This window comes from Granulicella sp. S190, from assembly GCF_009766095.1.
GTDB lineage: Bacteria > Acidobacteriota > Terriglobia > Terriglobales > Acidobacteriaceae > Edaphobacter.
This window is the reverse complement of record NZ_LMUD01000014.1, coordinates 428,296-454,612: the sequence shown is the minus strand read 5'-3', so window position 1 is coordinate 454,612 and position 26,317 is coordinate 428,296. Positions and strand designations below refer to the sequence as shown.

The following is a 26,317-nucleotide window of genomic DNA, read 5'->3' as shown; positions in this document are numbered from 1 at the left end:
CGAGCGATGCATGGACGGGTAGGAAGGTTGGGCAGGCTGAGCGCGTATCTTTTTTGCGTATAATGAGATTCGAAGGCGGGAGTAGTTCAGTGGCAGAACGTCAGCTTCCCAAGCTGAATGTCGCCGGTTCGATCCCGGTCTCCCGCTCCAGAATCAGAGCCAAGAAATATGGCGCTCAAGCAAAAGCTTGAACGCCATATTTCTTTTAGTTTTCTGGTGTTCGAGACTAGCGGCTTGCCGTGTTCTTCTGAGCCAGCTTGGAGTGGTCTTCGAGGGTTTGGGCCTCGGGCAGGAAGGTGACTGCCTTGGCGATCTGCGGGTCCCATTCGGCGCGGACTTTGAGGCCTTCGAGTTGACCGAACTGCGAGGTGAAGAGCTCGCTCTTGATGCTCTCCCTGATCCAGTCGTTGACCCCGGCGATGTCAGCGTCGGTGTAGTCGATCTGGTTGTCTTTCAGAAAGGCTTTGAATTGCTGCAGGACAGAATCGTCGACCTGGAAGTCTTTGGTGACGGTGTGATTGGCGAGGTAGTGCTTGCTGAAGTTGAAGAAGGCGTAGTGGATGAGAAGGCTGTCCTGGAAGTGGTTGGACTTCAGGTTGTCGATCTTCTCGTCGGGAGTGATGCCGCCCCCACCGTATACGGTGCGGCCAGAGTCGGTGAGTTTGACCTCGAGGTTGCTCTTGTCTTTCGCCTTGGCGTCGTCGTTGCGGACGTAGTAGTAGTCGTAGAGCGAGACGTGGTCATAGCTGCGCTGAATGAGGCGACCCGAGGGCGTGTAGTAGTGATAGGTGGTGAGGGCAAGGCCGGTGTTCTCGGTGATCTGAAAGACGGTCTGAACGAGGCCCTTGCCGAAGGTGGTCTCGCCGACGATGAGCGCGCGGTCGTGATCCTGAAGAGCGCCGGAGACGATCTCTGCGGCAGATGCGGTATTACGGTTTACGAGAACGACGATGGGGAACTTCGATCCTTCTTCGCCGCGAGTGGCACGGTAGACCTGATCGGGGAAGGCTCGTCCGCGCTGAGAGACGACGATCTGACCCTTTTGCAGGAACTTGTCGGACATGTTGACGGCTTCGTTGAGCAGGCCGCCGGGGTTGCCGCGCAGATCAAGAACGAGGCCGTGGATGTCGCCGAACTTGTCGAGGGCATCGCCCACTTCATGACTGGTGGTTTCGATGAAGCTGGAGACGTGGATATAGCCGACGCCAGGGCTCAGGAGGAAGGCCAGGTCGACTGAAGGACGTGGGATCTCATCGCGGACGAGGTCAAAGACCAGGGGACGGGCGGAGCCTTCCCGGATCATAGTGACCGAGACATGGGTACCACGTGCTCCCTTGAGGAGCGTCGCTACGGCGGTGGAGTCCATCCCCTCGGTGGACTTGCCATCGACAGTCAGGATCTCGTCGCCGGGACGGATGCCGGCTTTGAAGGAAGGCGTCCCCTCGAACGGATAGAGAACGACGATCTTGGTCTTTCCAGAAGCGGTGGGCTGGGGCTGGATCGTCATACCTACGCCGTAGTACTTACCGTGCTGATCCTCGCGCATCTGGGCGTAGGCTTTGGGATCGTAGAAGTTGGAGTGGGGATCGAGGACGTGAAGCATGCCGGGGATGGCGCCGTCGTAGATCGCTTTGTCGGTTTTGTCGGTGTTGAGGGGCTCGGCGTAGTTCTGTTCGACCAGAGAGTAGACGTTGGTGAACGAGTGAAGCGAGTCGCGCAGGGTGGACTCATCGCTAGCGGACTGAGCGGCGACCTTCTGGTTGATGAAGGAGCCGACGACGGCACAGGTTGCGAGAAAAACAGTAGCGGAGAAGAGTGCGCGGCGGGTGCGGGGAGCCATGGGCTGGGTTACCTCAAAAAGGGTGGAGACGGCGCTTAAAGATGCGCTGGGACAGACGTCCTATCTTGGACGGAGTATAGCATCCTAGGGTGAGCCCGGGCTGCGAGCGAAAGAGGGATTCGCTTGTTCCGGGTGTGGCAGTTAGAATTGGGTACGGATACCGTCTCATCCTGGGTTGAGTCTAAAAAACACAGGGCAGGCGTGTTGGGCGATGACGTTCGGACCCGGAGTTTACCGGGGATGTTGATAAAGATACGAGTGAAGATGACCTTGAGAATTTCGCAGTTTGCGGTGGTGTGCGGGCTAGGTTTGCTGGCACTGCCGGGAGTGGTGCAAGCACAGGCGCCGCGGTACCAGAGCCCTTTGAGCGTTCCGAATGCACCGCAACCGGTGCTGACGCTGCCTGTCACCCAGCCGATTACTCCGAATGGAACGGTGGTGGAGGATGTGGTCGTACATGTGAACGACCAGATCATCAGCCGGAGTGACGTCGAGCGGGCCGAACAGCAGCTGGTCGAGGAGAACAGGCAGACGGGGGCGAGCGCTGCGGATGCGGCAGAGAGACAAAAGAATCTGCTGCGCGACATGATCGACAAGCAGCTGCTGCTTTCCCGAGGGAAAGAGCTTGGAATCAACGCGGACGCCGATGTGATTCGCCGGCTGGACGAGATTCGCAAGCAGAACCACATGGATACGCTAGAGGACCTGGAGAAGGCGGCGCGGCAACAGGGCGTCTCTTTTGAGGATTTCAAAGCCGGCATTCGCGATAACGTGATTACCCAGCAGGTAGTGCGGGATGAGGTAGGGCGTCGGTTGCAGATGACGCAAGGCCAGGAACAGGCGTACTACGAGGCCCATAAGCAGGAGTTTGCCCAGCCGGAGCAGATCAAACTGAGCGAGATCCTGATCCCGACCGCCGCCGATGCCGATGATGCGACTGTGGCCCAGGCGAAGGCCAAAGCGGAGGGAGTTGAGGCGAAGCTGAAGGACGGTGGCAGCTTCGAGGATTTGGCGAAGGCCAACTCTGGTGGACCGACGGCGGACAAGGGTGGGGACCTGGGACTTTACAAGCGCGGGGCACTGGCAAAGGTTCTGGAGGACCAGACGTTCGACCTGAAGAAGGGAGAGTGGACGGCACCAATCCGAACGCGGCAGGGGTTTGTGATTTTGAAGGTAACCGACCATGTAGCTGCTGGCGTGCCGCCGATCAAAGAGATTGAGCCGCAGATTCAAGAGGCGATCTATACGGATCAGATGCAGCCAGCGCTGCGCGCCTACCTGACGAAGCTGCGGGAAGAGGCGTACATCGATATTCGCGCCGGGTATGTGGATTCGGGAGCCAGCGCGAAGCAGACCAAGCCAGTGTTTACCGCGTATGCACCACCGGCCGTGAAGAAGAAGGCTGCCCATCAGAAGAAGAGATTTGATCGCGGCACGAAGTTCTCGACCGTTGCGAAGACCTCTGCGACGCCTGCGGCTGCTGCGGTTCCGGCCGTCGCGTCTACGACGACTAAGAACGGGAAGCCTGCGAAACCGAAGAAGATCAAGCGAGAGAAGGTTCGGTTTGGACAGGCTCCACAAAACTCCTTGCCGGCGGGACCGGAGGAGACTGCTTCGGGGAGCGATGTGGGGGTTGGAGCAGGATCTGCCTCCTCTGCGCCTGGAACTGCGATTGCGCCGCTCGACGCATCTGTGCAGCAATCGAGCTCTGATACCGGACAGAATCCACTGGCTGCTGCGACGCCAGTGGCCGGGAAGAGCCGCTTCAGCGATCGCGCGAAGACCTATAACGCGACCAAGAAGGCGGCGAAGGTAAAGAAGGTGAAGGAGAAGGCGGCAGCTGCGCCTGCTCCGGCCGATTCTGAAGAGAAGGCGACACAGCAGACTCAGGCCGCACCCCTGGGACTGAACGGCGACACAGTAAAGAAGAAAAAGAAGAAGAAGCTGAAGGGGGCGAAGAAGGAGCGGCTGCAGGAGAAGACTCCTGTTCCCAAGGCTCCGCTGGAGGAGACGCCATCAAAAGCTCCTGACCGTGGAACTGCACTTGAGGGGGTTCATGGAACCGGGACACCGGCACCCAAGACGAGTGATAAGACGACGCTGCCTCCGGCTAGTGCGCCTCCAGCCAGCAATCCTCCGGATGCAGGTCAGCCTCCGGCTACACCGGGAGCTCCCATTCCAACTCCACCACCACAACAGTAGGTGATGTGTTTCGCAGCGCGAGGGCTTCGGTTCTCGCGTTTCTGTTTGCGGGGAGCGTTGCTCGCGGGTAGTGCGCGGTATTCTGGATGCGATGAAAGACTTTTTTATTGAAGATGCGGCGCGGTTCGATAACGCGACAGTGACGACTTACTTTGTTCTGACGTCGATGCAGGTGAGGGAGAAGAAGCAGGGTGGGCAGTTCCTTGCGTTGACAGTAAGCGATAAGACTGGCTCGCTTGAGGCGCGGATGTGGGACGACGTCACCGAGGCGATCGCCAGCTGCTCTGAGGGCTGCTACGTGAAGGTGCAGGGGGATATCTCCAAGTACCAGGGGAAGTTTCAGATCACTCTCAAGAAGCTGCGGATGGCGGCGGAGTCGGAGATCGATCCGAAAGACTTTCAGCCTTCGACGAAGTTCGATGTGGAAGAGATGTGGGCAGAATTGCGTGGATATGTCTCGGCCTTCAAGGATGCGGAGCTGCGGCGGTTGGTGTTTGCGTTCCTTGACGATGAGCAGATAGGGCCTGCCTTCAAGGCTGCTCCTGCAGCGAAGAGGCTGCATCATGCGTGGCTGGGTGGGCTACTGGAGCATGTGCTGACGCTGGTGCGGGTGTGCGTGGCGACGGCTCCGTTTTACCCGGAGGTGAATGCGGATCTACTGGTTACAGGGGCGATTCTGCATGATATCGGGAAGATTCGGGAGCTTTCGTGGGGTTCGAGCTTCAGCTACACGCTGGAGGGCCAGATGATTGGGCATATCAGCATTGCGCAGGGGATGCTGCTGGAAAAAGTGCGGGAGTTGGCGCCGTTTCCGGAGAAGCTGCGGGTGCTGGTGGAGCATATGATCTTGAGCCATCACGGGAAGTATGAGTTCGGTTCGCCGAAGTTGCCGATGACGCCGGAGGCTATTCTTTTGAGCGCGTTGGATGATCTCGAGGCGAAGATGCAGGCGATGCGGAATGAGTTTGCAGCGGCGGTCGCGATCGGGAAGAGCGGCGACGAGGTGACCGAGTGGGTGAGGAGCATGGACCGGGCGTTGCTTAATACGGAGCGTTATTTGAAGGACGAGTAGCTTTTTGGGCGTTAAATATTTTGGGTGGTGGGAGAGCGTTTTTATGGGGTTTTTGCAGGGTCTTGGCATTTTTGTGATGGTAAATCTGTGGTGGCATCGTGGTTTTTCGCTGGTGTGATGTGGAGTTTTAACAGTCGATTTTTCGGCGTTGAAAAATGTGACATGGTTTTTGGGATTTATTTTCGCTTGAGGATGGCCTTCGCAAGTGAAGCATTCTTGCGGGGTGGCACAAGTGCAAGCAAGGGGCATGCAACAGCAGATCCTGCGGGATGACAACAAAGGGACAGGCAACGGCAAGTGCAACAACAACCGCAAGTGCAACAACAACCGCAAATGCAGCGGCAACAAGCAAAGGCAAGGGTGCCGCTATTGCTCGTCGTCTTAGAATTTGTAGAGGGACTGGGCGTTTTTGTGGAGGACCATGTTGGCTAGTTCGGTGGCGCGGGTGGGCGTGATCTCGTTGTCGCGGAGCATTCCGGTGAGAGCTATGCCGAGAGACTCGCGGACGTTCCGGTTGGCGATGTAGGCGGCCTCTTCCCAGCCCATCGAGGAGGAGTAGGGGTAGGCGTCGGTGGCGTAGAGGACCTTCTCGGGATAGAGCTCGAGCCACTCGCGGAGCCAGGAGGACATGGTACGCGGGGGGATCATGAGGGATTGTTGCGAGAGGTCGAGGTAGACGTTTGGTTTTTGCAGGAGCGCGCCGATCTCGTGGACGAAGGGCCAGCCACCGTGGAGGAGGACGAAGTTGGTCTTGCGCAGGCGCAGATCGTTGAAGAGAGGCTCGAGCAGGAGAGGGTTGTCGCCTGCTATGGAGAAGTAGCCTCCTCCGCCTGAGATGGTGTGAAGGTGAACGGGCATGTTGAGGCGACCACACTCTGCGGCGATGTAGCGAAAGAGGAAGTCCTGAAGGCGTTTGTACTGGAGCTCGTTCGGGTGCTGAGTGTGAAGGAGCGAGGCGTAGAGGCGCGCTGCTTCGGCATGGGGGACGTCGTCGAAGCCGAAGGAGCGAAGGTAGGCAATCTCGAATTTTTCGGCTACGGCTCCGTTGGCTTTTTGTTGCTCGAGGATGGGCGTTACGAGCTGCTTGAGGTAGGCGTCGAGCGTGGGTGGGAGAACCTTCAGGCCTACCTGTTGCAGATATTGGGCGCGGAGCTTGTCTTCGAGAGGGAAGAACAGTTTGCGGTCGGGGGTGGCGGCGGCGAGGGCGGAGTTGTCGAGCGGGAAGAGGAGAGCGTCGACGTAGGGAACCCAGCGGAAGCGTGGCGGCTGGACGCCAGTGCCCATCGCAACGCGGTTGGCGAGCATGGTGCCGATGTTGGATTTGTCGAGGACGTAGGTGGAGTAGTTGCTTGCTTGTTGCTGGCGGACTTTTTCTCGCGCGGCTTCGAGCTGGCTGATGCCGGATGGGTCGAGCGGAGGCTGTCCGTTGAAGTTGAAGAGGGCCTGCCATGCCTCGTGAAGGGTTGAGAGCGTGGGGCGCATGCCGACGGGGTCGGTATATGGTTCCATCGAGTCGACTGGAAGGGCGTCGAAGTTGCGGTCGGTAGCATAGGCCGGGGGCGAGAGCATGGGGTGAGCGTGATTGTCGATGGCGGGGATGGTCGCGATCTGCGCGGCAATCGAAGGATCGATCGAAGTATTGCTTGACTGGGCGTGGGCGGCGGGAGGTAGCGCGGAGACGAGAAGAGTCAGCGTTGCGAGGAGAGTGAGTCGACTGGGGCTCATGAGGTTGAGATCGATTGTATGAGAGTTTGTGAGCCTGCTCGTTTTTTGCGGCAATCGCTTTTCGTTTGACGTGTTTTGATTTGCCTGATGTGCTCTGCGGCTACAAAAGGAAAGGCGCCACTCTCAATGCAAGAGTGACGCCCCTTGGTCTTCCTTTTATCGTGGGTCTAGTGGTGACCGCCGCCGCCATGGCTACCGCCGCCTCCGGGATGGCCGCCGCCCTGGAATCCGGCGCTGTGTTCGCCTTCGGGGCCGTGGCCGGCGTTGCCTACGTGGCCCTGTGGGTCACGTGCTTCGTTGCCATGGAAGTGGTTGAAGGCCTGCTCACCGTGCTCGGGCATCGGTCCGGCGTAGCCATGACGCGGATCGTAACGGTTGTCTACGTGACCGTAGAAGCCACCGCGGCCGTGATACCAGGGACCGGCTCCGATGAAGAGGCCGCCTGTGAACCAGTCGGGCCCATAGTAACCATAGGGGGCGCAGGGGTAGGGAGCGTAGTCGAAGTATCCGTACGGGCATACAGGAGCTGCCCCGATGTTGACTGAGATCTGGGCAGGAGCTACTGAGACACTACTCACGGAACCAGCGACGAGAGCAGCGAAGACAAGCGATTTGGATAGGGACATGTCGTTCTCCGAAGTGCATCTATTTGATTCGCGACTCAAAAGCCAAGTTGCTTGCGGGTTGTCGCTCCGCATGGTTTTTGTGCGTTTAGCTTGAACGATTCGCGCGTCGGTGATGTCATTCGCCGGCAGTCTTAATGTTTGCGGTTCGTCTATGTCCTCTTTATGAGGTACAGGCTTGGGTTTGTTGCAGCGTTTTCGCTGCGGTGGTTCAGACGGGAACTGGTTGTTACAATTTAGGTTTGGCGCGGATTCCTTGAGGGCTTGATACACGATGTTGCGATTTTCTACGGCGGGAGAGAGCCATGGCGAGAGCCTGGTGGCAATGGTGAGTGGGATGCCCGCAGGTGTGGCCGTGGAGCAGGAGTTTATCGACCGCGAGATGTGGCGGCGGCAGAAGGGCTATGGCCGTGGCGGACGGATGCGGATCGAGCGGGACTCGGCGCATATTTTGAGCGGGGTTCGTCATGGGAAGACGATCGGGTCGCCGATTGCGATGGTGATCGCGAATAACGATTGGAAGAACTGGACGGAGATTCTTCCGGTAGAGACGGGCGATGCGACGAAGCATAAGGCTGTTGCTTCGCCGCGACCGGGGCATGCGGATCTGGCGGGGAGTTTGAAGTACGACTTTCCGGACGCGCGGTATGTGCTGGAGAGGGCGAGCGCGCGTGAGAGTGCGGCGCGGGTGGCGGCTGGTGCGGTGGCGAAGTTGCTGCTGAGGGCCGTCGGCGTGGAGGTTGCGAGCCATGTGATTCGCGTGGGGAAGGCGCAGCTTGGACGAGCGGCGACGTGGGAGGAGATTGCGGCGCTTCAGTTGAAGGATGAGGTTTTGTTGAACTGTGTGGACGGAGAGGCTGAGGCTGCAATGAAGGCCGAGGTGGATGCGGTGTTGCGGACCGGCGATACGGTAGGCGGGGTGTTCGAGGTGGTGGTGCATGGGCTGCCGCCGGGTGTGGGGACGCATGCGAATTGGGATGAGCGGTTGGATGGGCTGTTGGCGCAGGCGGTGATGAGTCTGCAGGCGGTGAAGGCGGTGGAGCTGGGGCGCGGGGTGACGGCGGCTGAGTCGGTGGGGTCGGCGGTGCATGATGCGATTGGGTATGAGGGGGATGGTCACTTCACGAAGTTCTCGCGCGAGCAGAATAACGCCGGTGGGGTGGAGGGCGGCATCTCGAATGGCGAGGATGTGGTGGTGCGTGGGTATCTGAAGCCGATCTCTACGTTGCGGAGGCCGCTGGGGTCGGTGAGCTTTGAGACACGGGAGCCGGTGAAGGCTGCGTATGAGCGGAGCGATGTGTGCGTGGTTCCGGCGGCTGGGGTAGCGGCGGAGGCGATGGTTGCGCTGACGGTGGCGCGGCTGGTGATAGAGAAGTTTGGCGGTGACTCGCTGCGTGAGATGCAGCGAAATTTCAATGGCTATTGTGAGCAGATACGAGCGTATTGAGTGACGATTAAGGCGAGTGTGAAGGGCAAGATTCATGAGGTGGTGAAGTGGCCGGATCCGGTGCTGGCAAAGCGCGGAGAGACGGTGACGGTGTTTGACGCGAAGCTGAAGAAGCTGACCGAGGAGATGTTCGAGAGCATGTATGCGGCGCAGGGAATTGGGCTGGCGGCGCCGCAGATTGCGATCTCGCAGCGGATTACGGTGATCGATGTGAGCTTCAAGAAGAATCCGGAGGAGAAGATTGTGTTGATCAATCCGGAGATCATTGAGCGCGAGGGCAAGCAGGTGGAGGAGGAGGGGTGCCTGAGTCTACCGGAGATTCGCGAGAAGGTTTCGCGCGCGGAGTGGGTGAAGGTGCGGGCGCAGGATGTGAAGGGCGAGTGGTTTGAGATTGAAGGTGATGAGCTGCTGGCAAGAGCGATGCAGCATGAGATCGATCATCTGGATGGGGTTCTGTTTATCGATCGGCTGAGCCGGTTGAAGCGGGACCTGGTGATTCGGAAGATCAAGAAGCTGATTAAGAACGGCGAGTGGTAGGCACTTCGTGCCGTTCTCGACCGCTCGCGGTGTTGTTACGGCGCGATGAGTGGAGTAGCGGCCTCCCGTTGGTCGGCGTAAGATTTTTCTTCCCGAGTATCGCGAGGGCCTTGGTTGTTCACGTCCCAAGACAAGGTATACGGGTCACGAAGCGATCGCCTCCCGCGCAGGGAGCCCGTCCGGCAGGACATGAGGTAAGACGATGAAGCTGGTTTTTTGTGGGACGCCGGAGTTTGCTGTGCCGACGCTGGAAGCAGTGATTGCGGCAGGGCATGAAGTGGCGCTGGTGGTGACGCAGCCGGATCGTGCGGCGGGACGCGGCCTGGAGGTGCATGTGCCTCCGGTGAAGGAGGCGGCGCTGAAGCATGGCTTGCCGGTGATGCAGCCGGAGAAGATCAAGAGCAATCTGGAGCTGCGGGAGAGGCTGGAAGCGATCGCGCCGGATGCGATTCTTGTGGTCGCGTATGGGCGGATTATTCCGCAGTGGATGCTGGAGTTGCCGCGGTTTGGGAATATCAATCTGCATGGGTCGCTGCTGCCGAAGTATCGCGGGGCCGCGCCGATTCAGTGGGCGGTGGCTTGCGGCGAGGTGGTGACGGGCGTGACGACGATGCGGTTGGATGCCGGGCTGGACACGGGCGACATGCTGCTGGCAGCGGTGTGTCCGGTGGGGCAGGAGGAGACGGCGGTGGATGTATACGGGTGCCTGGCGCCGTTGGGAGCGAACTTGATGGTGGATACGCTGAAGGGTTTGGAGGCAGGGACGATCTTTGCGCAGGTGCAGGATCATGCGCTGGCTACGCTGGCTCCGATTTTGAAGCGCGAGGATGGGCTGGTCGATTTTTCGCGGACGGCTCAGCAGATCTACGACAGGTGGAGAGGGTTTCAGCCGTGGCCGGGCGCACATACTACGTTGCGGGGAAAGAAGTTGATTGTTTCGAAGATGAAGATTTGTAAAGGTGCATCGATTGCTGCGGGCGAGTTGTTGGTGGATGGTGAGTTGATGCTGGTTGGTTGTGGGGGTGGGACGGTGGCGGAGCTCCTTGAGGTTCAGATGGAAGGGAAGAAGCGGATGAGTGCGGCGGAGTTTTTGCGTGGGTACCAGGTGAAGAGCGGCGAACGGTTGGGGATATGAAGAAGCAGGGTGCAGGAAACAGGGATCAGGGAGTAGAGCGGACGCGGACAGTGGCGCGAAAGAGGCCTGTGTCTGCCGGGCCTACGGCTTCGGTGGAGGCTGCGGTAGCTAAGATAACCTCGGCGCGGCTGGCTGCGTTTGAGATTTTGAAGCTGGTGGGAGAGAACAAAGGGCACAGCGATGAGCTGCTGCACTCGGCGCGGGTAGATGCTCTGTCGCCGGAGGACCGGAACCTGACGACGGCTCTGGTGATGGGTGTGCTGCGATGGCAGATTGCGCTGGATGCACGGGTTCGCGGGTTGCTGCAGAGGCCGGAGCAGAGGCTGGCGGAGCCGGTGGCGATTGCGCTGCGGATGGGGGCGTTTCAGTTGCTGCATCTGGAGAGGATTCCGGCGCATGCCGCGTTGAGTGAGAGTGTGGAGTTGTGTCGAGCAGCGGGGGAGCCACATGCTACGGGTATGGTGAATGCGGTGCTGCGGAAGCTGGCTGCGGCGCAGAAGCCGGGGGTGCGGATTCATGAGTCTGTGGCTGCGTTTGCGGAGCGGCTGGGCCATCCGCGATGGCTGGTGGAGCGATGGGTGGCGGCGTATGGGCGTGATGCGGCGTTGAAGATCTGCGAGGCGGATCAGCAGGAGCCGGCTGAGGGTGGGATGTTTGTGGAACGCGGCGACGATTGGCCGGTGATGGATGATGGATCACGTCTGGTGGCGGAGATTGCGGCTGCGGCGATGCCTGAGGCGAAACGGGTTTGGGATTGTTGTGCCGCTCCCGGGGGGAAGACTTTGGTGTTGGCGAAGCGGCTGGGCGGTGCATCGTTAGTTGCGAGTGATGTGAGTGCGAAGCGGCTTGCGCAGACCGAGGGGCGGCTGCGGCGATACGCGTATGCGGAGCGCGTTGGGTTTGCGGTTGCTGATGCAGCGGATGCTAAAGGAGTAGCGGGCGAGTTCGATTTGATCTTGTGCGATGTGCCCTGCTCGGGGACCGGCACGATGGCGAGCAATCCGGAGATTCGGCATCGACTGAAGGTGGAGGAGTTCGCGCGGCAGGCGGAGAGGCAGAGGGCGATTCTGAAGGGGGCGTTGAAGCGGCTGACTCCGGGCGGGAGGCTGGTGTATTCGACTTGCTCGCTGGAGGCAGAAGAGTGTGAGGGCGTGGTGGATGCTGTGGTCGCCGGGGGCGGTATCGTGCGTGTGCCCGTGGATGGAGTGATGACGGAGCTTGCGGAGAGTGGGGTTCTGAGTGGTGAGATGAGGTCGGCAGTGCGGGGTGGGGCGTTAAGAACGCTGCCGGGGGTGCATGATGGGGATGGTTTTTTTGCTGTGATTCTGGAGCGGGCGTAGAAGCTGTGTCGTAAAAATGCCAGCTAGATCCAGCCGCCGTCGATGATGTGACTTTGATTGGTGATCGCTTCGCTGTCGTCGGCTGCGAGGAAGAGGACCAGCCGGGCCACATCGTCGGGAAGGAGAAGACGCTTGAGGCACTGCAAGCCGAGGACTTCTTGCTCGTACTCTTTGGACAGCCATAGTCGGCGCTGGCGCTTGGTTAAGATTGCTCCCGGAAGAACGCAGTTGACGCGGATTCCCGCGGGTCCCAGCTCGTGCGCGAGAGAGCGCGTCATGCCTACGATAGCGGCCTTGGCCATGTTGTAGACGGGAAGACGGCGAGCAGGAATCATCCACGAGATTGAACTCATGTTGATGATGGAGCCTCTTCCGGTTGCCTTCATTCCTTCTGCCACTGCTTGTGAAGCGAAGAACTGATGGCGAAGATTGACCGCGATTCTCTGGTCCCAATACTCGGGTGTTACGTCGGCGAAGTCGTGCCGGTCGTCGCTTCCCGCATTGTTGACGAGGACCTGAGGGGTGCCGAGATCGCGGGAGATCTGCGTGATTGCAGATTGCAGGGCGGCGATGTCGGTGAGGTCGCAGCGCAGGAAGAGTGGGCGATGCGTGCTGAGGGGTGCGATGCGCTCGACAAGATCTACGGAGTGCTGCTCCGCGATGTCGAGGAAGGCTACCCTGGCTTGTTGCGACGCGAAGTGTTCGACGAGAGAGGCGCCGATACCAGAGCCGCCGCCGGTGATGAGTACAACGCGATCTTTCAGGCTGGGGTAGGTGGCGAAGTTCGACATCAGGCGGCTCCATCCGGTTTGTCGCACGGCATAGATGTGATGCAGGTTTGATACAGAAGGATCAATCAGTGAGGGTGATGTGGACGGCATCGCCTTTGACGACGCGGTGGCCGGCGGGTGGGGTCTGTGCGATGACGGTGCCGATGGAGGAGACCGTGCGCGCTATGGGTTCGGTGTAGGACGGTGTGGTCGCAGCGGGTGACCATTGTGCGGAGAGCGGAGCGGTGGCTGATGTTGCATTGAGGTTGAGGTCTTCAGCGCTGGCGATGTGGAGGCCTGCGGATGCGGCGCGGGCTGCTGCTCCGGTGAGGGTAAGGCCGGCGAGCGAGGGCATGACGAAGGCCTGGGGAGAGCTGCCGGTTTCGGGATCGCTGAGCAGGAGGCTGACGCGGGGGCGGTCGACTCCGCTGGCGTTCGGGGTGGGGGTTTGCGCGATGACGGTGCCGGGTTCGCCGGGAGAGGCGATGTGGGAGACGGTGCCTAGTTCGAGGCCGAGGCGGCGAATGTTGATAGAGGCGGTGCGCTCGGTCTGGCCGAGGAGATCCGGGATGGCGACTTGTTGTGCGCCGAGGCTTTCGGTGACGCGGACGGGCCACTCGCGACGGACGGTGAGGCCGGGGGCGGGTGATTGCGCGAGGACGCGGCCGGGCTGCGTGTTGGGGGAGTAGAAGCGGTTTTCGAGGCTGAGGCTAAGGCCGAGTGATGTTGTTTTTTTGCTGGCCTCGGAGAGCGTGAGGTTGGTGAGGTCGGGGACTTTGACCTCGTGGCCGTGGATGGCGAGGCGCATGGTGATGAAGGCGGAGACCAGCGCGACGATAAGCATCGCAAGAGCACCGAGGACGATGTTGAAGATGCGATTGATGCGGTTGATGCCGCGAGAGACGCTTCTTGAGAGGCGGACCTTCATGTGTTTTCAGAGTATAGCGGAGGTGTCCTGCCGGACGGGCCCACTCCGCGTGGTGCGGTCACTTCGTGACTTGTGTACTGGTCGTAATGGATCGTGATTCATTGGCGCTCGCGATGCTCGCGACGAGCATCGCGAGGCCCCATGCTGCTGATCTGTCGACACAAGGTATACACGTCACGAAGTGACCGCTCCGCGCCTAGCGGGTCGTTCATCAGTACCTGAAGCGGTAACGCAGTTCGCCGAAGATCTCGCGCGGGTCGTTGAAGTGAAAGCCGCCGAAGGTGAGGCTGTTGTCGAGTAGGACGCGGCGGTTGGCTACGTTGGTTGCGGTGATGGATGCGGTGAGTTTTTCGCTGAAGGTTTTGCCGAGGGAGAGATCGAAGGTGGTGTGCTGCGGCAGGTAGGGGTTTGGATAGCGAGGGTCGGCAGGTGGCCCGTCGGGATCGAAGCCGCCGTTGGTGAAGCCGGAGCCGTAGTAGACGTTTGTGGAGGCGGTGGTGCGCCAGGGGAGGGTTGCGTTGAAGCCGATGTTGAGGGTGTTGCGCTGATCGTGATCGACCGGGGTGTAGTTAGGGTCGACGTCGCACTCGGCTGAGTTGGGAGGAGAGCAGATGAGGCCGCCGGTGATGGCTCCGCGTTGCTCGGCGATCTGGTTGGAGTAGGCGAGATGAGCCTGGCCGAAGTTCCAGAGGCGCGGGCTGCGGAGGCTCAGCTCCCAGGCGCGGATGAGTGCGCCGTCGACGGTGACGGGGAAGTAGATGCTGGAGTCGCCGATGTTGGAGTGGTCGAGGAAGTTGTTGACGCGGGTTTTGAAGGTGTCGGCGTCTAGGAGCCAACCGCGGAGGGGAATTTGAACACCGAACTGATGCTCTTCATCGCGCTCGCCGTGGAGTGGGGCGAAGCTGGTGCCGGTGCTGAGGGCGAAGTTCTGGATGCTGCAGGTGCCGTTGGCGATGGCTGCAGCGGTACAGCCGAAGGTGAGCAGAGGTGGCGGTTGATAGAAACGGCCGTAGAAGCCGCGGAAGACCCAGTTGAGTTTGGGAATGCGGAGGGCTGTGCCAAAGCGTGGATCGGCTTCGTTTTCTGTGAACGAGCCTTGAAAGTGCGTGAGCCGCAGACCTGCAATGAAAGTGAGCCAGGAGGTGGGTTTGTAGTTGTCGGAGACGTACTCTTCGATGACGCCGCCACTGGCTGAATCTGGAGTGGAGAACGGGGCGGTGCCGCTGCCGTCGTTGAATGTTGCGCCGAAGAGGTAGTTGTCGTGCTGGCCGAAGGAGTAGAAGCCGGCCTGGATGGTGTTGCGGCCGGGCTTAGTCGGAAAGAGGTCGGCGGTAATGTTGGCTTGTGCGCCGGCGTAGGTGGAGCTGCGGTCGGAGGTGGTGGCTACGGGAGTGTCGTTGGGGTTGGATTCATAGTCGGCGCGGTTGTAGTGGAAGAAGGGTGAGATCTGGAGGACGGTTGATGGGTTGAAGGTGTGCAGCCAGGAGAAGGCGACCGTGCCATCGAGTTCGTGCTGACCGTCGCGAAGGCCGCTGGATTGAAACTGCTGGTTGCCGATGCTGTTGGGATCAGGGTCGAATGGGATTTGGAAGTAGTCGGCGCGTAGCTGGGTGATGAGACGGAGCTGGTCTTTAGGAGTGCGGTTGTAGAGCAGGGAGGCGAAGCCGCCGTAGCCGTTGCTGGCGTCGTGGATGACGACTCCTGTGGGTGGGGAGAGGCCGTAGTCGCTGCGGTTGCCGTTGAGGCTGGCGTAGTAGGCGAACTTTTCAGTGTGGTCGCCGAAGTTGATCTGCGAGTTGGTCTGGAGGAAGCTGCCTGCGCTGAGGATGAGCTCTGCCTGACGGTTGCGCTCGAAGCCGGTGCGGGGGACGACGTTGAAGACGCCGTAGGTGCGGTCGCCGACGTCGGAGGTGTAGCTGCCGCGCTGGGTTTCGATGTAGTCGATGTCCTTGGGGTCGATCTGCGCGCCGAGGTTGCTGGCGATGTTGGTGTTGGGGATTTGAACGCCGTCGAGGAGCCAGGAGACCTGGTGGCCGCCGCGCATGTGAAGCATGTCGTGGGTGATGTAGGCGCCGGGAACGTAGTCGGTGATCATGGCGAGGGAGTTGGTGCGGTCGGCGCCTGGGGTTTGCGCGATGTCTTCGCGGCTGATGAGCGTGGTTGGGGTGACCGTGTTCACGTTGGAGGTGTTCGCGTCGGTGGTGACGGAGGTGGTCTGCTGGACGGTGCCGAGATGGAGCTCGATGTGGAGGACGGGTGCGGTGTCGGAGGCTAGCGTGAGGGATTGCTTTGCGGTATCGAAGCCTGGCTGCGAGATGGTGAGGATGTAGTCGCCCAGCGGCAGAGAGGGGATGGTGAAGGAGCCATCAGGTGCGGTGGTGGTGGATTTGCTGAAGGCGGAGTTTGTTGCGTGGAGTTCGATATGCGCGTTGGCGATGGGGCGATGCTGCGGGTCGTGGACGACGCCGTGAAGCTGGCTGAAGATGCTGGCTCGGGCAGTGATGGCGCCGAAGATAGAAAGGAACGATAGGAGACAGAGTAGAGCAAGCTTGCGCATGGGATCTTCCTCGTCAGTGGGCTGACGGAGTTGGAGCTGCGGTACGGGACGGCATATCGACGGACTCTGGTTTCAGGGTCGAGGCGTCGGTTGCTGGTCGGGTCGCTTAGAGGGAGTAGGAGGGAGGGCCGCGCTTCTGGCGGGATCGATCGAGGGCCACGCGGGCGCGGGCGTGAGTCTGGGTCTTGACGGAGGGATGGCTGACGATCTCTGCAAAGATGAGCGAGGCAGTGTGGAGCGACAGATCTCCATGCTGGATTGAGGTGACCGCCGCGGGATACGAGGGGCACGTCTGCGGGATCGTAGATACGTTGATACCCGAGCTGGAGGACTCTGCCTGCTGCATGTTCCTCATGCAATGATGTGCGCCGTTCCGTCTGCAACAGGCCGGGAGATTCGCTGCGCCGCTGGCGGTGAGAGCCAGCAGAGGCGAGATCAGCGGCGAGCTGAAGAGAAGCAGTAGCGTGATGCCGATTATGCGTCGCACGGTTTTATTGTAGCGGAGTGGCATCGAAGGGTTGTCAAACTGACATGATTGCAATCGGCTTCTTAGCGTGAGTCGAAGTTTGATCAGGCTTTCGAAGGACGATTATCCTGTAGAGGATGAGAAGACATTTGAAAGTTGCCACTGTTTTGTTGCCCTTTGTTCTTGCGTGCTTTGCACACGCGCAAGACTCGCCCTCGAAGATTCAGATTGAAACGGTGCTTCAAACCACGTCTTCGTGGGACGGCACACCCTACAAAGCCTATCCCGCGGGACAACCTAAGCTTAGCGTTTTGAAGATTACGATTCCTCCGCGGACGAAGATGAAGTGGCATGAGCATCCCTTTCCAAATGCCGCGTATATTCTCTCCGGCGACCTGACGGTTGAGAAGAGAGACGGGACATCAAAGCACTTCGCAACAGGTGAGGCGGTTGCGGAGATGGTCGACAGTGCGCATCGAGGCGTTACGGGCGAGGCGGGAGTGGTGCTCGTTGTCTTCTACGCGGGGAACTCTGAGCTTCCCTTGTCGATAAGTGAGGAGAAGTAACAGCTGTCGTTGAAGGTGGGTCAGCGGCGGTTGTCGGTCGCGGGCTCAGGGTGGATGAGGAGACGTGAGACCTCGGGGCAGTCGAGCTTGAATGCGTTTTCGAGCGCGGTGATGATCTCGTGAACCTTCGACATGGGCAGGTCGTCGGGCAGGGTGCAGTGGCAGTTGACCTGGATGCGATCGGCTCCGTTGTTGTGGGCGCGGGTGACGAAGACTTCGTGGATGTCGAGGATCTCGGGGAAGGCAGCGGCGGCGCGGCGCAGACGGACTTCGAGTTGGCGGTCTCGTTCGAGGGAGGCGGGGCGCTCGATGGTGGCGGGCTCGCTTTCGATGTGGGTGAGGATGGTGGAGATCTCAGGAATCTCGCGGCAGATATCGGACTCGAGCTGGGTGACGAGGGCGTGGGCGGCGCTGAGGGACATCTTCTCGTCGACCTCAAGGTGCTGTTCGACGTGGAGGGTGTGGTTGTACTCCTGCACGGCTACGTCGTGGATGGCCAGGTTGGAGCGGGCAGCGACGGCGCGGATCCGGTCGTGAATGCTTTCGGCGACGGAGGCAGTGGGGATGGAGTGAACGACGACGTCGGCACCGGGGAGATGACGGCGGATGGCGGCGGTGGCGGCCATGGTGATCTGCTCGGAGCGCTGGAAGGTGAGGTTGCGGGGAAGGCCGAGGGTGAGATCGGCGAAGTAGTTGGGACCGGCGCGGCGGGTGCGGATGCGATCGACGGAGAGGACGCCATCGATCGCAGCGACATCGCGCATCATGCTGCGGGCCTGGGCGCGGGTTTCGATGGGAGTGGCGTCGGTGAGGGCGTCGATGGTGCGGCGGGCCAGGCTCCAGGTGACCTTGAGGATGATGGCGGAGACGATGATGGCGGCGATGGGGTCGGCGAGCTCTAGTTGCGGTATTTTGTAGCGCTGACCTATGTAGGTTGCAGCGAGACCGAATAGAACTGCGAGGGAGGACCAGATGTCGGTACCGAAGTGGATGGCGTCGGCCTCAAGGGCTTCGCTCTTGGTCTCGGAGGCGATGCGGCGGAGCTTGCGGGAGCGGGTGTAGTCGACCGTGATGGAGAGGAGAAGAACGGCGAAGGGCCAGATGGAGAATTTGAGGGTGAGGTGTTCGCGATGAGCGATGCGGCGAATGGCCTCGGTGAGGATCCAGATGCAGGAGCCGAGCATGAGGACGGACTCGATGCCTGCGGAGAGGCTTTCGATCTTGCCGTGGCCGTAGGTGTGGTCGTCGTCGGCGGGGCGGTCGGAGACCTGGACGGAGAAGAAGGTGATAGCAGCGGCGATGAGATCGATGCCGGAGTGCGCGGCTTCGGAGAGCATGCCGAGGGAGCCGGTGAGGATGCCGGTGAGGAGCTTGAGGAGAGTGACGGCGAATGCGGCGAGGACGGAGAAGAGCGCGGCAGAACGCTTGGCGTTGTGCTGGGTCGCGGCTTCTTCGGGCTGGGCCGTAGTACTCATTGAGGAATGGTACATGGTTCGGATTGAAGGAGGTTTGACTGCGAGTCAGGAGATGATGGCAAAGAGCAACGTTAGTGTTTGTGCGATCTTTTTGAGAGACTCACGCTTGATGGGGAACAGCAGTTTTGAGCGCCTGCTTTGCAGGAGTTATTCTTCGTGAGGGAGTGGCGGATTGTGACGCTGCAACTCGTTTTTGAGGAGGTGTTCTATGACATGGAGAGTTCGTATTGCAATTGCAGTGACTGCGGTGGTGATTCTGATCGCTGCGAATGTTCGTCCTGCTACGGGTCAACAGAAAGTGCTAAGTGCGGATGGGATTCAGGTTGTGAGTGCAGTGAGCGCCATCTTCGATGCGGCTGCTCACGACAACCTTGCGAAGTTTCATGCGGTGGTTGCGCCGGGGTTTTACCTCTACGACGCTGGGGCGCGATTTGATGGGGACGCCATCATGACGTTGATCAAGGCGGAACATGCGAAGGGGAGGAACTACGAGTGGAATGTGACGGAGCCTGATGTGCACATTATTGGGGACGCGGCTTGGATTGCCTATGTGAATAAAGGCGGTGTGACGGATGCTTCGGGGACTGTAGCCCAGACGTGGCTTGAGTCGGGGTTTCTTGAGAGGCGGGGTGGTGTCTGGAGAGTTGAGTTTATGCATAGTACCCGTGTGCCTTCTGCTCCGCCTGCTTCGAGCGTCGCTACGCGCTAGAGGGCACTAGGGTTTGGTGGCGTGGTAGAGGCCGGCGGTGCCGAAGGTGTAGCTGGTCCAGGTGGCGTTGGTGAAGCCCGCGGCCCGGATGAGTTGCAGCATGCGGGGAGAGCGAGGGAAGCGTTCGACCGAGGCGGGAAGGTAGCTGTAAGCTGCGGGCTTGCCGGAGATGAGGCCACCGAGTTTAGGGAGGATGGCTCTGAAGTAGAGGTTGTAGAGTGCGCCGACGAAGCCCTCGGGCTGGTTGCAGTCGAGGATGCCGATCTGCCCGCCAGGGCGGAGGATGCGGTAAAGCTCCGCAAGGCCTTCTTCGTAGTTGGCGAGGTTGCGAAAGCCGAACGCGGAGGTGACGAGATCGACGGAGGCGTCGGCGATGGGAAGGTTAAGGGCGTCAGCTTCGATGGGAGTGATGTTGTAAGGGGCGAATTTTTCTGCGCCGCGGGAGAGCATCTGGTGGGAGAAGTCTACGGCGAGGATGGGTGCGGCTTCTGGCGTGTGAGGGCGGTGTTCGTAGAGAGCCATGGTCATGTCGCCGGTGCCGCAGCAGAGATCGAGGATGACGGCTTCGGGGTGTTGCAGGATCGGCTGGAAGAGGCGCGCGGTGCGGGTCCACCAGTAGCGGTCGATGCCGGCGGAGAGGAGGTGGTTGGCGCGGTCGTAGGTGGGAGCGATGGTGTCGAACATCTGCTGCACGTTCGCGGCGGCGGCCTGCTCGGTGGTGATGCCGGCGGGACGGGCTCCGGTGGAGCGTTCGTGTTCGGGTTTTGTTGGCTGTGTGTTCACCGCTTACTGCTCTTTTTTGCAAGCGGAGTAGACGTGTGTTCGCGCATGAGGGTGAGCATGGATTCGGTGGCGGCGAGAAGTTCGGCTTCGGTGACGTTGCGGACGATCTCTACTTTGCCGATGGCTGTGGGCAGGACGAAGGAGCGGATGCCGCTGCGGTTCTTCTTGTCGCGGGCGGTGAGGGCGACAAGTTTTTCGGCGGTGGCTTTGAAGGCGGGCAGCGGGCCGTAACGGAGGATGAGTTTTGTGATGCGCTCGGCTTCCTTCGGCTTGATGGTTTTGCGTGCGATGGCTACGTTGAGGGCGGCGATGGAGCCCCAGGCAACGGCTTCGCCGTGGAGGAGTTGTTTGTAGTTGGTGGCGGCCTCGATAGCGTGGCCGATGGTATGGCCGAAGTTCAGGATCATGCGCAGGCCGGACTCTTTTTCATCTTTGCTGACGACGTCGGCTTTGACGTGGACGGAGGCAGCTACTGCGCGCGTCAGGGCTGCCGGGTCGGCGTTTTGCTTGGTGCTGAGGATGGCTTCGGCGTTCTGCTCCATGGCGCGGAAGAGTTTTGCGTCGTAGATGATGCCGGCCTTGATGGACTCCTGGAGGCCGGCGCGGAGCTCGGCGGGGGGGAGGGTGCGGAGGAGGTCGGTGTCGGCGAAGACGGCTTGCGGGTGATAGAAGCTGCCGATGAGGTTCTTGCCTGCGGCGAGGTTGACGCCGGTCTTGCCGCCGAGGGAGGAGTCGACCTGGGCGAGGAGCGTGGTGGGTACCTGGACGTAGCGGATGCCACGCATGTAGATGGCGGCGAGGAAGCCGGTGATGTCGCCGATGACACCGCCGCCGAAGGCGAGGAGGAGCGAGTCGCGGTCGGCTCCGGCGGTGGCGAGCTGCTGCGCGAGCGCTTCGACGCTGCTCATACGTTTGTGCGATTCGCCTGGGGGATGGAAGAGGACGGTTGGAGACTCTTTGAAGGACGCGAGGAAGGGCTTGGACCAGAGCGCCCAGATGTTGGGCGAGGTGATTACGAAGGGGCGAAAGGGTCTGTTGGGATTCAGCTTGCGAAGGCGTGGCGAGAGGGTACGGAGGAGACCTGAGGCGATGGTGACGTCGTAGTTTGCCGAGGGCGTTTTGACAGGGATCACAGGCACGGTCTCTCCATCGTATCGCAGGCATTCTACGACGGTTTCAGAGGAGTAGCATCGAGGTATGGAACGGTTTGATTTTCTGGTGATTGGGGCAGGGATTGCAGGGCTGAGTGCGGCGATTCGATTGGCGAAGACAGGCACGGTATTGGTAGTGACCAAGGAAGAGCTGGCGGAGTCGAATACGGCTTACGCGCAGGGCGGGATCGCAGTGGCGATGGGTGGCGACGAAGACGTGGCGCTACATCTGGAGGACACGGTAGCGGCCGGGGATGGGCTGGTGAACCGTGAGGCGGCTGCGGTGCTGGTGTCTGAAGGGCCGAGGCGCGTGGCGGAGTTGCTGGAGTGGGGAACGGCGTTCGATCGGTATCCTGCGGGCGAGGGTGGCGGGCTGATGCGGACGCGCGAAGGGGCGCATAGCCTGTCGCGGATTCTGCATGCGAATGGAGATGCGACGGGGAAGGAGATCGCTGTGTCGCTGCTGCGTCATGTGCGGGAGATTCCTGCAATCGAGTTGATGGAGTGGACTACGAGTGTGGATTTGATTGTTGAGAATGGGCGCGTCGTGGGGGCTACGCTGCTCGATGGCGAGGGCGGGCTGCGAGTGGTGCAGGCTGGAGCCGTGCTGCTGGCCAGCGGTGGGGCTGGGCAGGTTTACAGCGATACGACGAATCCGGCGGTGGCTACGGGGGATGGGATTGCGATGGCTTATCGAGCGGGCGCAGCGGTGAGCGATATGGAGTTCTACCAGTTTCATCCGACGGCGTTCTCTGCTGTGGGGGCTCCGCGATTTTTGTTGAGCGAGGCATTGCGCGGCGAGGGAGCATATCTGGTAAATGAGAAGGGGGAGCGGTTCATGGAGCGGTATCATCCGCTGCTCGAGTTGGCGCCTCGGGATGTGGTGGCGCGGGCGATTACGCGCGAGGGGATGGATGGACCGGTGTATCTCGATATGCGGCATGTGAAGAAAGATCTGCAGGCGCGGTTTCCGGGGATCTCGAGATTTCTCGCGAAGTACCGGCTGGAGCTGGGACGGGATCTGATTCCGGTTCGTCCTGCGGCACACTACCTGATGGGTGGAGTGAAGACTGACGTGCAGGGGCGAAGTTCGCTGCCGGGGCTATATGCGGCTGGTGAGGCCGCCTGTACGGGTGTGCATGGCGCGAACCGGCTGGCGAGCAACTCGCTGCTGGAAGGGCTGGTGTTTGGGGCGATGGCGGCAGAGACGATGATCGCAGAGGCTCGGAGGGATGAGGCTGGAGCGTGTGTGGTGGCTCCGGTTGCGAGCGCGAGGCCAACTTCGGAGGCGGCTACAGAGAAGTGGATCAAAGAGCTGCGGGAGCTGATGTGGAAGTACGCCGGGTTGTTGCGGGATGCGGATGGCCTGAACCTGGCGAAGCGGGGGTTGGATGCTCTGGCAGCGGCGATGCCCAAGGGGTTGACCCGCAGAGCAGTGGAGGCGCGCAACCTGCACGTGGTGGCAGAGCTGATCGTGGCTTCGGCGCTGGGACGGGAAGAGAGCCGGGGGGCACACTTTCGCAATGATTTTCCGCTCAGAAATGAGATTGCGAAGCACTCGGTGATGCAGCGCGGGAGGCTTGAGTTTGTGGCCTGAGGGGGTTCGTCGTGTCTTCTAATCGCGGCGCCCAGCGCTTCGTTGTCTCTCTGGCAGGAGCGGCTGTCAGCTTCTTCGCTGTGGCGACAGGGATTTACTACAAGATCGCAGATGTGAGGATGAATGGTCCCTTCCACGGCGGACCTGTAACGCTGGCTGCCGCAATGGCGGGACTGTTTGGCGGCGGAATCGTCGCAGTGGTGGTGCTGCTGGTGCTGCTTCTTCGACGGGGAAAGAGCAACACCGGCCGCGAGCAAGAGCCGTGACAGGACGGCGCTCGGCTCGATGAGTTGCGTACCGCCGATTACGCGATCGTCAGCACCACGGGAAGAATGACACCGGCAAGAAGCAGCGCTGTGACGAGAATCCGGTTGCGAATGTATTTGTAAGACATGTAGATGCCAGAGATGGTCGAGACGAAAAGCCCTATGGAGACGAGCAGAAAGAAGATCTTCAGAGGCAGCGCGTGGTGAGGTTTAGGCGCTTGGGCGTCGGCTGGTTTGGGCAACGGATTTTGTGTCGTGTCCGAGGGGACTGACTGGGGTTTGTCAGCGGACTTGTCAGAAGATCTTCCAGATTTGTCTGCTGGCTTGTCGAGCGGTGGGGTTTTTCTGACCGGGACGATCGGGGTCTGTTTCTTGTGGATCTGGCCGAGGACGACAGCCCAGGCAGGGGGCTTGTAGCTGCTGCCTCGCGTGGTCTCGTGCAGGCTGAAGGTCTGGAGCGCTCCGGTGAAGGCAAAGAAGAGCAAGGCTGGCGCGATGAAGACGCCGAGATAGAGATGGACCAGGCGGGTGTACTTCAGAAAGGTATGCGAAGAAGACATTAGGTCTTTTTTACAGAAGAAAACGAATTAGGACAAGTTTGGTCGTAGATTGATTCAAAGGGGAAAAGGGCGGGCCGGCGGCTTCGCGCCGACCCACAATTTGCAGTACAGGATGACTCTTTCGTGTCTGAGCCTTCTTAGGAAGCTGTGGCGAATCTGCGGCGGAGCAGACCCGCTGCGCCAAGCAGTCCGGTGGCCATGAGGCTGAGTGTGCCTGGCTCTGGGACTGGGCTGTTGGTGGGAGCGAAGTCGAAGGAGGCGGACCCCGCACCAATGCTGCCGTCAAAGTTGATCGAAGCTACATCGCCCTTCGCGCTTGCGCCGAGGCCAAGCATCGATTCGATGCTGACATTGCCGAGGCTTGCATCGGTAAAGGAGAACGCGAGACTTTTACAGGGCGCGACAATCTTGAATACGACGGTGACTGCGACGCAGGACTCGGTGACGTTGAGGACGCCGAGGCTGCCGGAGAGATTGGTGTAAGTAGCGGTGAAGGTCTCGAGGCTGGTGCTGAAGAGATCGGTGCTGAAGGCGTCGAAGTTGAAGACCTCTGCTCCTCCTTTGAGAACCGGGGTGATGATCTGAGCGCCGGATCCGGTGTCGATCGAGGCAGAGATAGTGTCGGCATGTGAGGCAGATGGGAGAAGGGCGAGAGTTACCAGGGCGAGAAATGCAGCGTGCAGTTTCATAGGTTGAACTCCTTATGCCGAGGAGTAATGCAAGTGCCGGGCCAAAGAGCGCTTTTCGTTGGATTTCTTCGAGAAATAAGGTTTTCTGTAACGTTTTCGGTCAGCTTCAAGATTTCGCATGACGAAGTGATATCAAAACTGGATTGCAACTTTTGCCTGAGGGAGCGCACGTTTTTTTTGCGGAGGAAGAGAGAGGAAAACACTTTCCACTAGCGGGCGGAAAATGTTCTCCGTCTGCGTCTTTGCAAAAGAGGGTGATGGTTACTGCTGTTCGCGGGGATCGTTACCTGTTCGCCGGTGTCGCTTCCTTGTTACTGAGCAGGAGTGAGAGCGCGATGGTGATGCCAAGGATAACGATGATGGTTCCAAGCGAGAGTAATGGGCCAATCTCCAGCCAGTGGGCGGCCAGCATCTTGACGGCGGCGAACGCGAGCACCGCGGCGAGCCCGTAGTGGAGGAAGCGGAGCTTGGCCAGCAGGTGAGCCAGAAGGAAGTAGAGCGAACGGAGGCCCATGACGGCCATGATGTTCGAGGTATAGGCCAGGAAGGGTTGTCGGGTGATGGAGAGGACGGCGGGGATGGAGTCGAGCGCGAAGACGACGTCGGTGAGTTCGATGGCGATGAGAGCCAGGAAGAGGACTGTGATCATGCGTTGGCCCTCTTCAATGACGAAGAACTTGTCCTGGCGCAGGCTGACGGGGTGTAGACGAGAGAGCCAGGCAATCCAGCGAGGAGTGTGGATCTCCTCCTTCTTCGAGCTGGGAAGTACTAGGCGGATGGCAGCGAGGAGCAGGATGGCGGCGAAGACGTAACTGACCCACTCAAAGCGGGCGAGGAGGCCGAGGCCAGCGGCGATGAAGGCTCCGCGCATAAGGATGGCGCCGAGCACGCCCCAGAAGAGAGCTTTGGGCTGGTGGGCAGGCTCGATTTTGAAGACGCGGAAGAGAAGGAGAAAGAGGAAGAGATTGTCGATGGAGAGCGACTCTTCGATGGCGTAGCCGGCGAGGTACTGGGTGGCAGACTGACTGCCCATGGAGCGGAGGAGGAAGAGAGCAAAGGCGAGGGCGGCGGCGACCCAGAGGATGGTCGCGGCGACGGAGGTGGATCTTGTCTTGGAGGGGCCCTGGTGGCGTACGTAGAGGAGTTCGATCCCGAGCAGGATGAGGATGAAGAGGTGAAAACCTATCCAGTGGCTGATGGGAGTCGCGGCAAGCATCTCCCTTTGATGCTACAGGGTGGAATGGGATAGATATTTGGGGCTCTGCAGGGCGGGGGTGGGAGTGGTCAGGAGACTCGTCGGGGGAGGTTCGACAGAGCAACTGATTGCAGGATCCAGAGAAGCTGAGGCCCTATAAGTGAGCGCCGGCGACCATGGAATAGACCGTATAAACGATGATTGCGAGCGCCATCCACAGGAGGGAGGAGAGGAACAGGCTGCGCGCAATATCGGCTATGTGATGGGTCTCGAGGAAGCCATCTGCATTGTTTTGACGAGCGGTGCGGGTGGTTAGTTCTCTGTATCGGTTGTGGATGTCTGCGTACGATGGTGTTTGCATGGTCTACCTCCTATCGGCCAAGAGTATGGCGGGCATTAACCAGTTACTATCCCTCGAATGCAGTAGTTTGTAACTCGTTTGGGTCACAAATATAGGCTTTTTTTGTTGGCAGTGGTGGGTTTTATCGCGGATTTTGATGACAGTGCAAGCGGGATGGGGTAGGATTTGGCGGTATTCGGGCCTACTAAATTCAATGATTCGGGAGCGTTTATGAAGATTGCGATCTGTTTGATGGCGGTTGCGGCGGGGCTTGTTGGAACACAGTTGGCTGTGGCCCAGGCAGCACCGCCAGCAGGGTCTACGGGGATGTGCAAGGACGGAAC

Annotated in this window: 24 protein-coding genes and 1 tRNA gene; 11 read left to right on the top strand and 14 right to left on the bottom strand. The window is 60.1% G+C overall.

Annotated features, from left to right (window positions below; translation table 11 throughout):
- The first annotated feature begins 75 nt into the window (after positions 1 to 75).
- Positions 76 to 150: transfer RNA gene (locus tag GSQ94_RS08390), tRNA-Gly, on the top strand.
- A 76-nt stretch (positions 151 to 226) separates the two neighbouring features.
- Here the strand turns inward: GSQ94_RS08390 and GSQ94_RS08385 are convergent.
- Positions 227 to 1,840 (bottom strand): S41 family peptidase, encoded by a 1,614-nt coding sequence (locus tag GSQ94_RS08385; RefSeq protein ID WP_158943104.1) that lies wholly within the window; start codon positions 1,838 to 1,840, stop codon positions 227 to 229.
- A gap of 264 nt (positions 1,841 to 2,104) precedes the next feature.
- Between GSQ94_RS08385 and GSQ94_RS08380 the strand changes: the two genes are divergently transcribed.
- On the top strand, positions 2,105 to 4,042 hold the full coding sequence (locus GSQ94_RS08380) for a peptidylprolyl isomerase (protein ID WP_158943103.1): 1,938 nt from the start codon (positions 2,105 to 2,107) through the stop codon (positions 4,040 to 4,042).
- Positions 4,043 to 4,133: 91 nt separating this feature from the next.
- Positions 4,134 to 5,114 (top strand): 3'-5' exoribonuclease YhaM family protein, encoded by a 981-nt coding sequence (locus tag GSQ94_RS08375; RefSeq protein ID WP_158943102.1) that lies wholly within the window; start codon positions 4,134 to 4,136, stop codon positions 5,112 to 5,114.
- Positions 5,115 to 5,495: 381 nt separating this feature from the next.
- Here the strand turns inward: GSQ94_RS08375 and GSQ94_RS08370 are convergent, their stop codons facing one another.
- Positions 5,496 to 6,839 carry an amidohydrolase family protein gene (locus GSQ94_RS08370; protein WP_158943101.1) on the bottom strand — a complete coding sequence of 448 codons (1,344 nt, stop codon included), beginning with the start codon at positions 6,837 to 6,839 and terminating at the stop codon, positions 5,496 to 5,498.
- Between the two features lie 167 nt (positions 6,840 to 7,006).
- Positions 7,007 to 7,465, bottom strand: a complete 459-nt coding sequence (locus GSQ94_RS08365) for a hypothetical protein (protein ID WP_158943100.1) — start codon at positions 7,463 to 7,465, stop codon at positions 7,007 to 7,009.
- A gap of 271 nt (positions 7,466 to 7,736) precedes the next feature.
- On the opposite strand from GSQ94_RS08365, the gene aroC reads away from it, so the two are divergent.
- The 4 genes from aroC (at position 7,737) to GSQ94_RS08345 (ending at position 11,921) form a co-directional block, all read left to right on the top strand.
- Positions 7,737 to 8,909 carry a chorismate synthase gene (gene aroC, locus GSQ94_RS08360; RefSeq protein WP_158943099.1) on the top strand — a complete coding sequence of 391 codons (1,173 nt, stop codon included), beginning with the start codon at positions 7,737 to 7,739 and terminating at the stop codon, positions 8,907 to 8,909.
- On the top strand, positions 8,910 to 9,446 hold the full coding sequence (gene def / locus GSQ94_RS08355; RefSeq protein WP_254063741.1) for a peptide deformylase: 537 nt from the start codon (positions 8,910 to 8,912) through the stop codon (positions 9,444 to 9,446).
- A gap of 202 nt (positions 9,447 to 9,648) precedes the next feature.
- Entirely contained in the window at positions 9,649 to 10,581 is a 933-nt protein-coding gene (gene fmt, locus GSQ94_RS08350) for a methionyl-tRNA formyltransferase (protein WP_158943098.1), read from the top strand.
- Positions 10,578 to 11,921 carry an RsmB/NOP family class I SAM-dependent RNA methyltransferase gene (locus GSQ94_RS08345; RefSeq protein ID WP_158943097.1) on the top strand — a complete coding sequence of 448 codons (1,344 nt, stop codon included), beginning with the start codon at positions 10,578 to 10,580 and terminating at the stop codon, positions 11,919 to 11,921. Before fmt ends, GSQ94_RS08345 begins: the two co-directional genes overlap by 4 nt.
- A gap of 23 nt (positions 11,922 to 11,944) precedes the next feature.
- Here GSQ94_RS08345 and GSQ94_RS08340 read toward each other — a convergent pair whose 3' ends face one another.
- From GSQ94_RS08340 to GSQ94_RS08325, 4 genes are all read right to left on the bottom strand, one after another.
- Positions 11,945 to 12,712, bottom strand: coding sequence for an SDR family NAD(P)-dependent oxidoreductase (locus GSQ94_RS08340; protein WP_158943096.1), 768 nt, complete (start codon positions 12,710 to 12,712; stop codon positions 11,945 to 11,947).
- Positions 12,713 to 12,773: 61 nt separating this feature from the next.
- Positions 12,774 to 13,619, bottom strand: coding sequence for a PASTA domain-containing protein (locus tag GSQ94_RS08335; protein WP_158943095.1), 846 nt, complete (start codon positions 13,617 to 13,619; stop codon positions 12,774 to 12,776).
- A gap of 211 nt (positions 13,620 to 13,830) precedes the next feature.
- Positions 13,831 to 16,176 carry a TonB-dependent receptor gene (locus GSQ94_RS08330; protein ID WP_158943094.1) on the bottom strand — a complete coding sequence of 782 codons (2,346 nt, stop codon included), beginning with the start codon at positions 16,174 to 16,176 and terminating at the stop codon, positions 13,831 to 13,833.
- A 106-nt stretch (positions 16,177 to 16,282) separates the two neighbouring features.
- Positions 16,283 to 16,663, bottom strand: a complete 381-nt coding sequence (locus GSQ94_RS08325; protein ID WP_158943093.1) for a hypothetical protein — start codon at positions 16,661 to 16,663, stop codon at positions 16,283 to 16,285.
- Between the two features lie 128 nt (positions 16,664 to 16,791).
- Between GSQ94_RS08325 and GSQ94_RS08320 the strand changes: the two genes are divergently transcribed.
- Complete coding sequence (locus GSQ94_RS08320; RefSeq protein WP_216843048.1) at positions 16,792 to 17,208, top strand: cupin domain-containing protein; 417 nt, start codon at positions 16,792 to 16,794, stop codon at positions 17,206 to 17,208.
- Positions 17,209 to 17,228: 20 nt separating this feature from the next.
- Here GSQ94_RS08320 and GSQ94_RS08315 read toward each other — a convergent pair whose 3' ends face one another.
- Positions 17,229 to 18,683, bottom strand: a complete 1,455-nt coding sequence (locus tag GSQ94_RS08315; RefSeq protein WP_158943091.1) for a cation diffusion facilitator family transporter — start codon at positions 18,681 to 18,683, stop codon at positions 17,229 to 17,231.
- Positions 18,684 to 18,891: 208 nt separating this feature from the next.
- Between GSQ94_RS08315 and GSQ94_RS08310 the strand changes: the two genes are divergently transcribed.
- Positions 18,892 to 19,392 (top strand): nuclear transport factor 2 family protein, encoded by a 501-nt coding sequence (locus GSQ94_RS08310; protein ID WP_158943090.1) that lies wholly within the window; start codon positions 18,892 to 18,894, stop codon positions 19,390 to 19,392.
- A 6-nt stretch (positions 19,393 to 19,398) separates the two neighbouring features.
- On the opposite strand, the gene ubiE is transcribed toward GSQ94_RS08310, so the two are convergent.
- Both ubiE and aroB read right to left on the bottom strand, forming a co-directional pair.
- The gene (ubiE, locus tag GSQ94_RS08305) at positions 19,399 to 20,175 is read right to left on the bottom strand and encodes a bifunctional demethylmenaquinone methyltransferase/2-methoxy-6-polyprenyl-1,4-benzoquinol methylase UbiE (protein WP_158943089.1); all 777 of its coding nucleotides are present in this window, start codon (positions 20,173 to 20,175) and stop codon (positions 19,399 to 19,401) included.
- Entirely contained in the window at positions 20,172 to 21,314 is a 1,143-nt protein-coding gene (aroB, locus tag GSQ94_RS08300; RefSeq protein ID WP_158943088.1) for a 3-dehydroquinate synthase, read from the bottom strand. Before aroB ends, ubiE begins: the two co-directional genes overlap by 4 nt.
- Positions 21,315 to 21,372: 58 nt before the next feature.
- Between aroB and nadB the strand changes: the two genes are divergently transcribed.
- Both nadB and GSQ94_RS08290 read left to right on the top strand, forming a co-directional pair.
- Positions 21,373 to 22,923, top strand: a complete 1,551-nt coding sequence (nadB, locus tag GSQ94_RS08295) for an L-aspartate oxidase (protein WP_158943087.1) — start codon at positions 21,373 to 21,375, stop codon at positions 22,921 to 22,923.
- A gap of 11 nt (positions 22,924 to 22,934) precedes the next feature.
- Complete coding sequence (locus tag GSQ94_RS08290; protein WP_158943086.1) at positions 22,935 to 23,189, top strand: hypothetical protein; 255 nt, start codon at positions 22,935 to 22,937, stop codon at positions 23,187 to 23,189.
- Between the two features lie 38 nt (positions 23,190 to 23,227).
- Here GSQ94_RS08290 and GSQ94_RS08285 read toward each other — a convergent pair whose 3' ends face one another.
- The 4 genes from GSQ94_RS08285 to GSQ94_RS08270 all read right to left on the bottom strand — a co-directional run bounded on the left by GSQ94_RS08285 (position 23,228) and on the right by GSQ94_RS08270 (position 25,994).
- On the bottom strand, positions 23,228 to 23,749 hold the full coding sequence (locus GSQ94_RS08285) for a PepSY domain-containing protein (protein WP_158943085.1): 522 nt from the start codon (positions 23,747 to 23,749) through the stop codon (positions 23,228 to 23,230).
- A 137-nt stretch (positions 23,750 to 23,886) separates the two neighbouring features.
- Positions 23,887 to 24,438, bottom strand: a complete 552-nt coding sequence (locus GSQ94_RS08280) for a PEP-CTERM sorting domain-containing protein (RefSeq protein WP_158943084.1) — start codon at positions 24,436 to 24,438, stop codon at positions 23,887 to 23,889.
- Between the two features lie 283 nt (positions 24,439 to 24,721).
- Positions 24,722 to 25,654 carry a TerC/Alx family metal homeostasis membrane protein gene (locus GSQ94_RS08275; protein ID WP_158943083.1) on the bottom strand — a complete coding sequence of 311 codons (933 nt, stop codon included), beginning with the start codon at positions 25,652 to 25,654 and terminating at the stop codon, positions 24,722 to 24,724.
- Positions 25,655 to 25,787: 133 nt separating this feature from the next.
- The gene (locus tag GSQ94_RS08270) at positions 25,788 to 25,994 is read right to left on the bottom strand and encodes a hypothetical protein (protein ID WP_158943082.1); all 207 of its coding nucleotides are present in this window, start codon (positions 25,992 to 25,994) and stop codon (positions 25,788 to 25,790) included.
- Positions 25,995 to 26,317: the final 323 nt, after the last annotated feature.

What these genes read in the sequence shown, in the direction of transcription:
- GSQ94_RS08385 (WP_158943104.1), bottom strand. Translation starts at nt 1,840, where the DNA reads ATGGCTCCCCGCACCCGCCGCGCACTCTTCTCCGCTACTGTTTTTCTC.
- GSQ94_RS08380 (WP_158943103.1), top strand. Translation starts at nt 2,105, where the DNA reads ATGACCTTGAGAATTTCGCAGTTTGCGGTGGTGTGCGGGCTAGGTTTG.
- GSQ94_RS08375 (WP_158943102.1), top strand. Translation starts at nt 4,134, where the DNA reads ATGAAAGACTTTTTTATTGAAGATGCGGCGCGGTTCGATAACGCGACA.
- GSQ94_RS08370 (WP_158943101.1), bottom strand. Translation starts at nt 6,839, where the DNA reads ATGAGCCCCAGTCGACTCACTCTCCTCGCAACGCTGACTCTTCTCGTC.
- GSQ94_RS08365 (WP_158943100.1), bottom strand. Translation starts at nt 7,465, where the DNA reads ATGTCCCTATCCAAATCGCTTGTCTTCGCTGCTCTCGTCGCTGGTTCC.
- aroC (WP_158943099.1), top strand. Translation starts at nt 7,737, where the DNA reads ATGTTGCGATTTTCTACGGCGGGAGAGAGCCATGGCGAGAGCCTGGTG.
- fmt (WP_158943098.1), top strand. Translation starts at nt 9,649, where the DNA reads ATGAAGCTGGTTTTTTGTGGGACGCCGGAGTTTGCTGTGCCGACGCTG.
- GSQ94_RS08345 (WP_158943097.1), top strand. Translation starts at nt 10,578, where the DNA reads ATGAAGAAGCAGGGTGCAGGAAACAGGGATCAGGGAGTAGAGCGGACG.
- GSQ94_RS08340 (WP_158943096.1), bottom strand. Translation starts at nt 12,712, where the DNA reads ATGTCGAACTTCGCCACCTACCCCAGCCTGAAAGATCGCGTTGTACTC.
- GSQ94_RS08335 (WP_158943095.1), bottom strand. Translation starts at nt 13,619, where the DNA reads ATGAAGGTCCGCCTCTCAAGAAGCGTCTCTCGCGGCATCAACCGCATC.
- GSQ94_RS08330 (WP_158943094.1), bottom strand. Translation starts at nt 16,176, where the DNA reads ATGCGCAAGCTTGCTCTACTCTGTCTCCTATCGTTCCTTTCTATCTTC.
- GSQ94_RS08315 (WP_158943091.1), bottom strand. Translation starts at nt 18,683, where the DNA reads ATGAGTACTACGGCCCAGCCCGAAGAAGCCGCGACCCAGCACAACGCC.
- GSQ94_RS08310 (WP_158943090.1), top strand. Translation starts at nt 18,892, where the DNA reads ATGACATGGAGAGTTCGTATTGCAATTGCAGTGACTGCGGTGGTGATT.
- nadB (WP_158943087.1), top strand. Translation starts at nt 21,373, where the DNA reads ATGGAACGGTTTGATTTTCTGGTGATTGGGGCAGGGATTGCAGGGCTG.
- GSQ94_RS08285 (WP_158943085.1), bottom strand. Translation starts at nt 23,749, where the DNA reads ATGTCTTCTTCGCATACCTTTCTGAAGTACACCCGCCTGGTCCATCTC.
- GSQ94_RS08280 (WP_158943084.1), bottom strand. Translation starts at nt 24,438, where the DNA reads ATGAAACTGCACGCTGCATTTCTCGCCCTGGTAACTCTCGCCCTTCTC.
- GSQ94_RS08275 (WP_158943083.1), bottom strand. Translation starts at nt 25,654, where the DNA reads ATGCTTGCCGCGACTCCCATCAGCCACTGGATAGGTTTTCACCTCTTC.
- GSQ94_RS08270 (WP_158943082.1), bottom strand. Translation starts at nt 25,994, where the DNA reads ATGCAAACACCATCGTACGCAGACATCCACAACCGATACAGAGAACTA.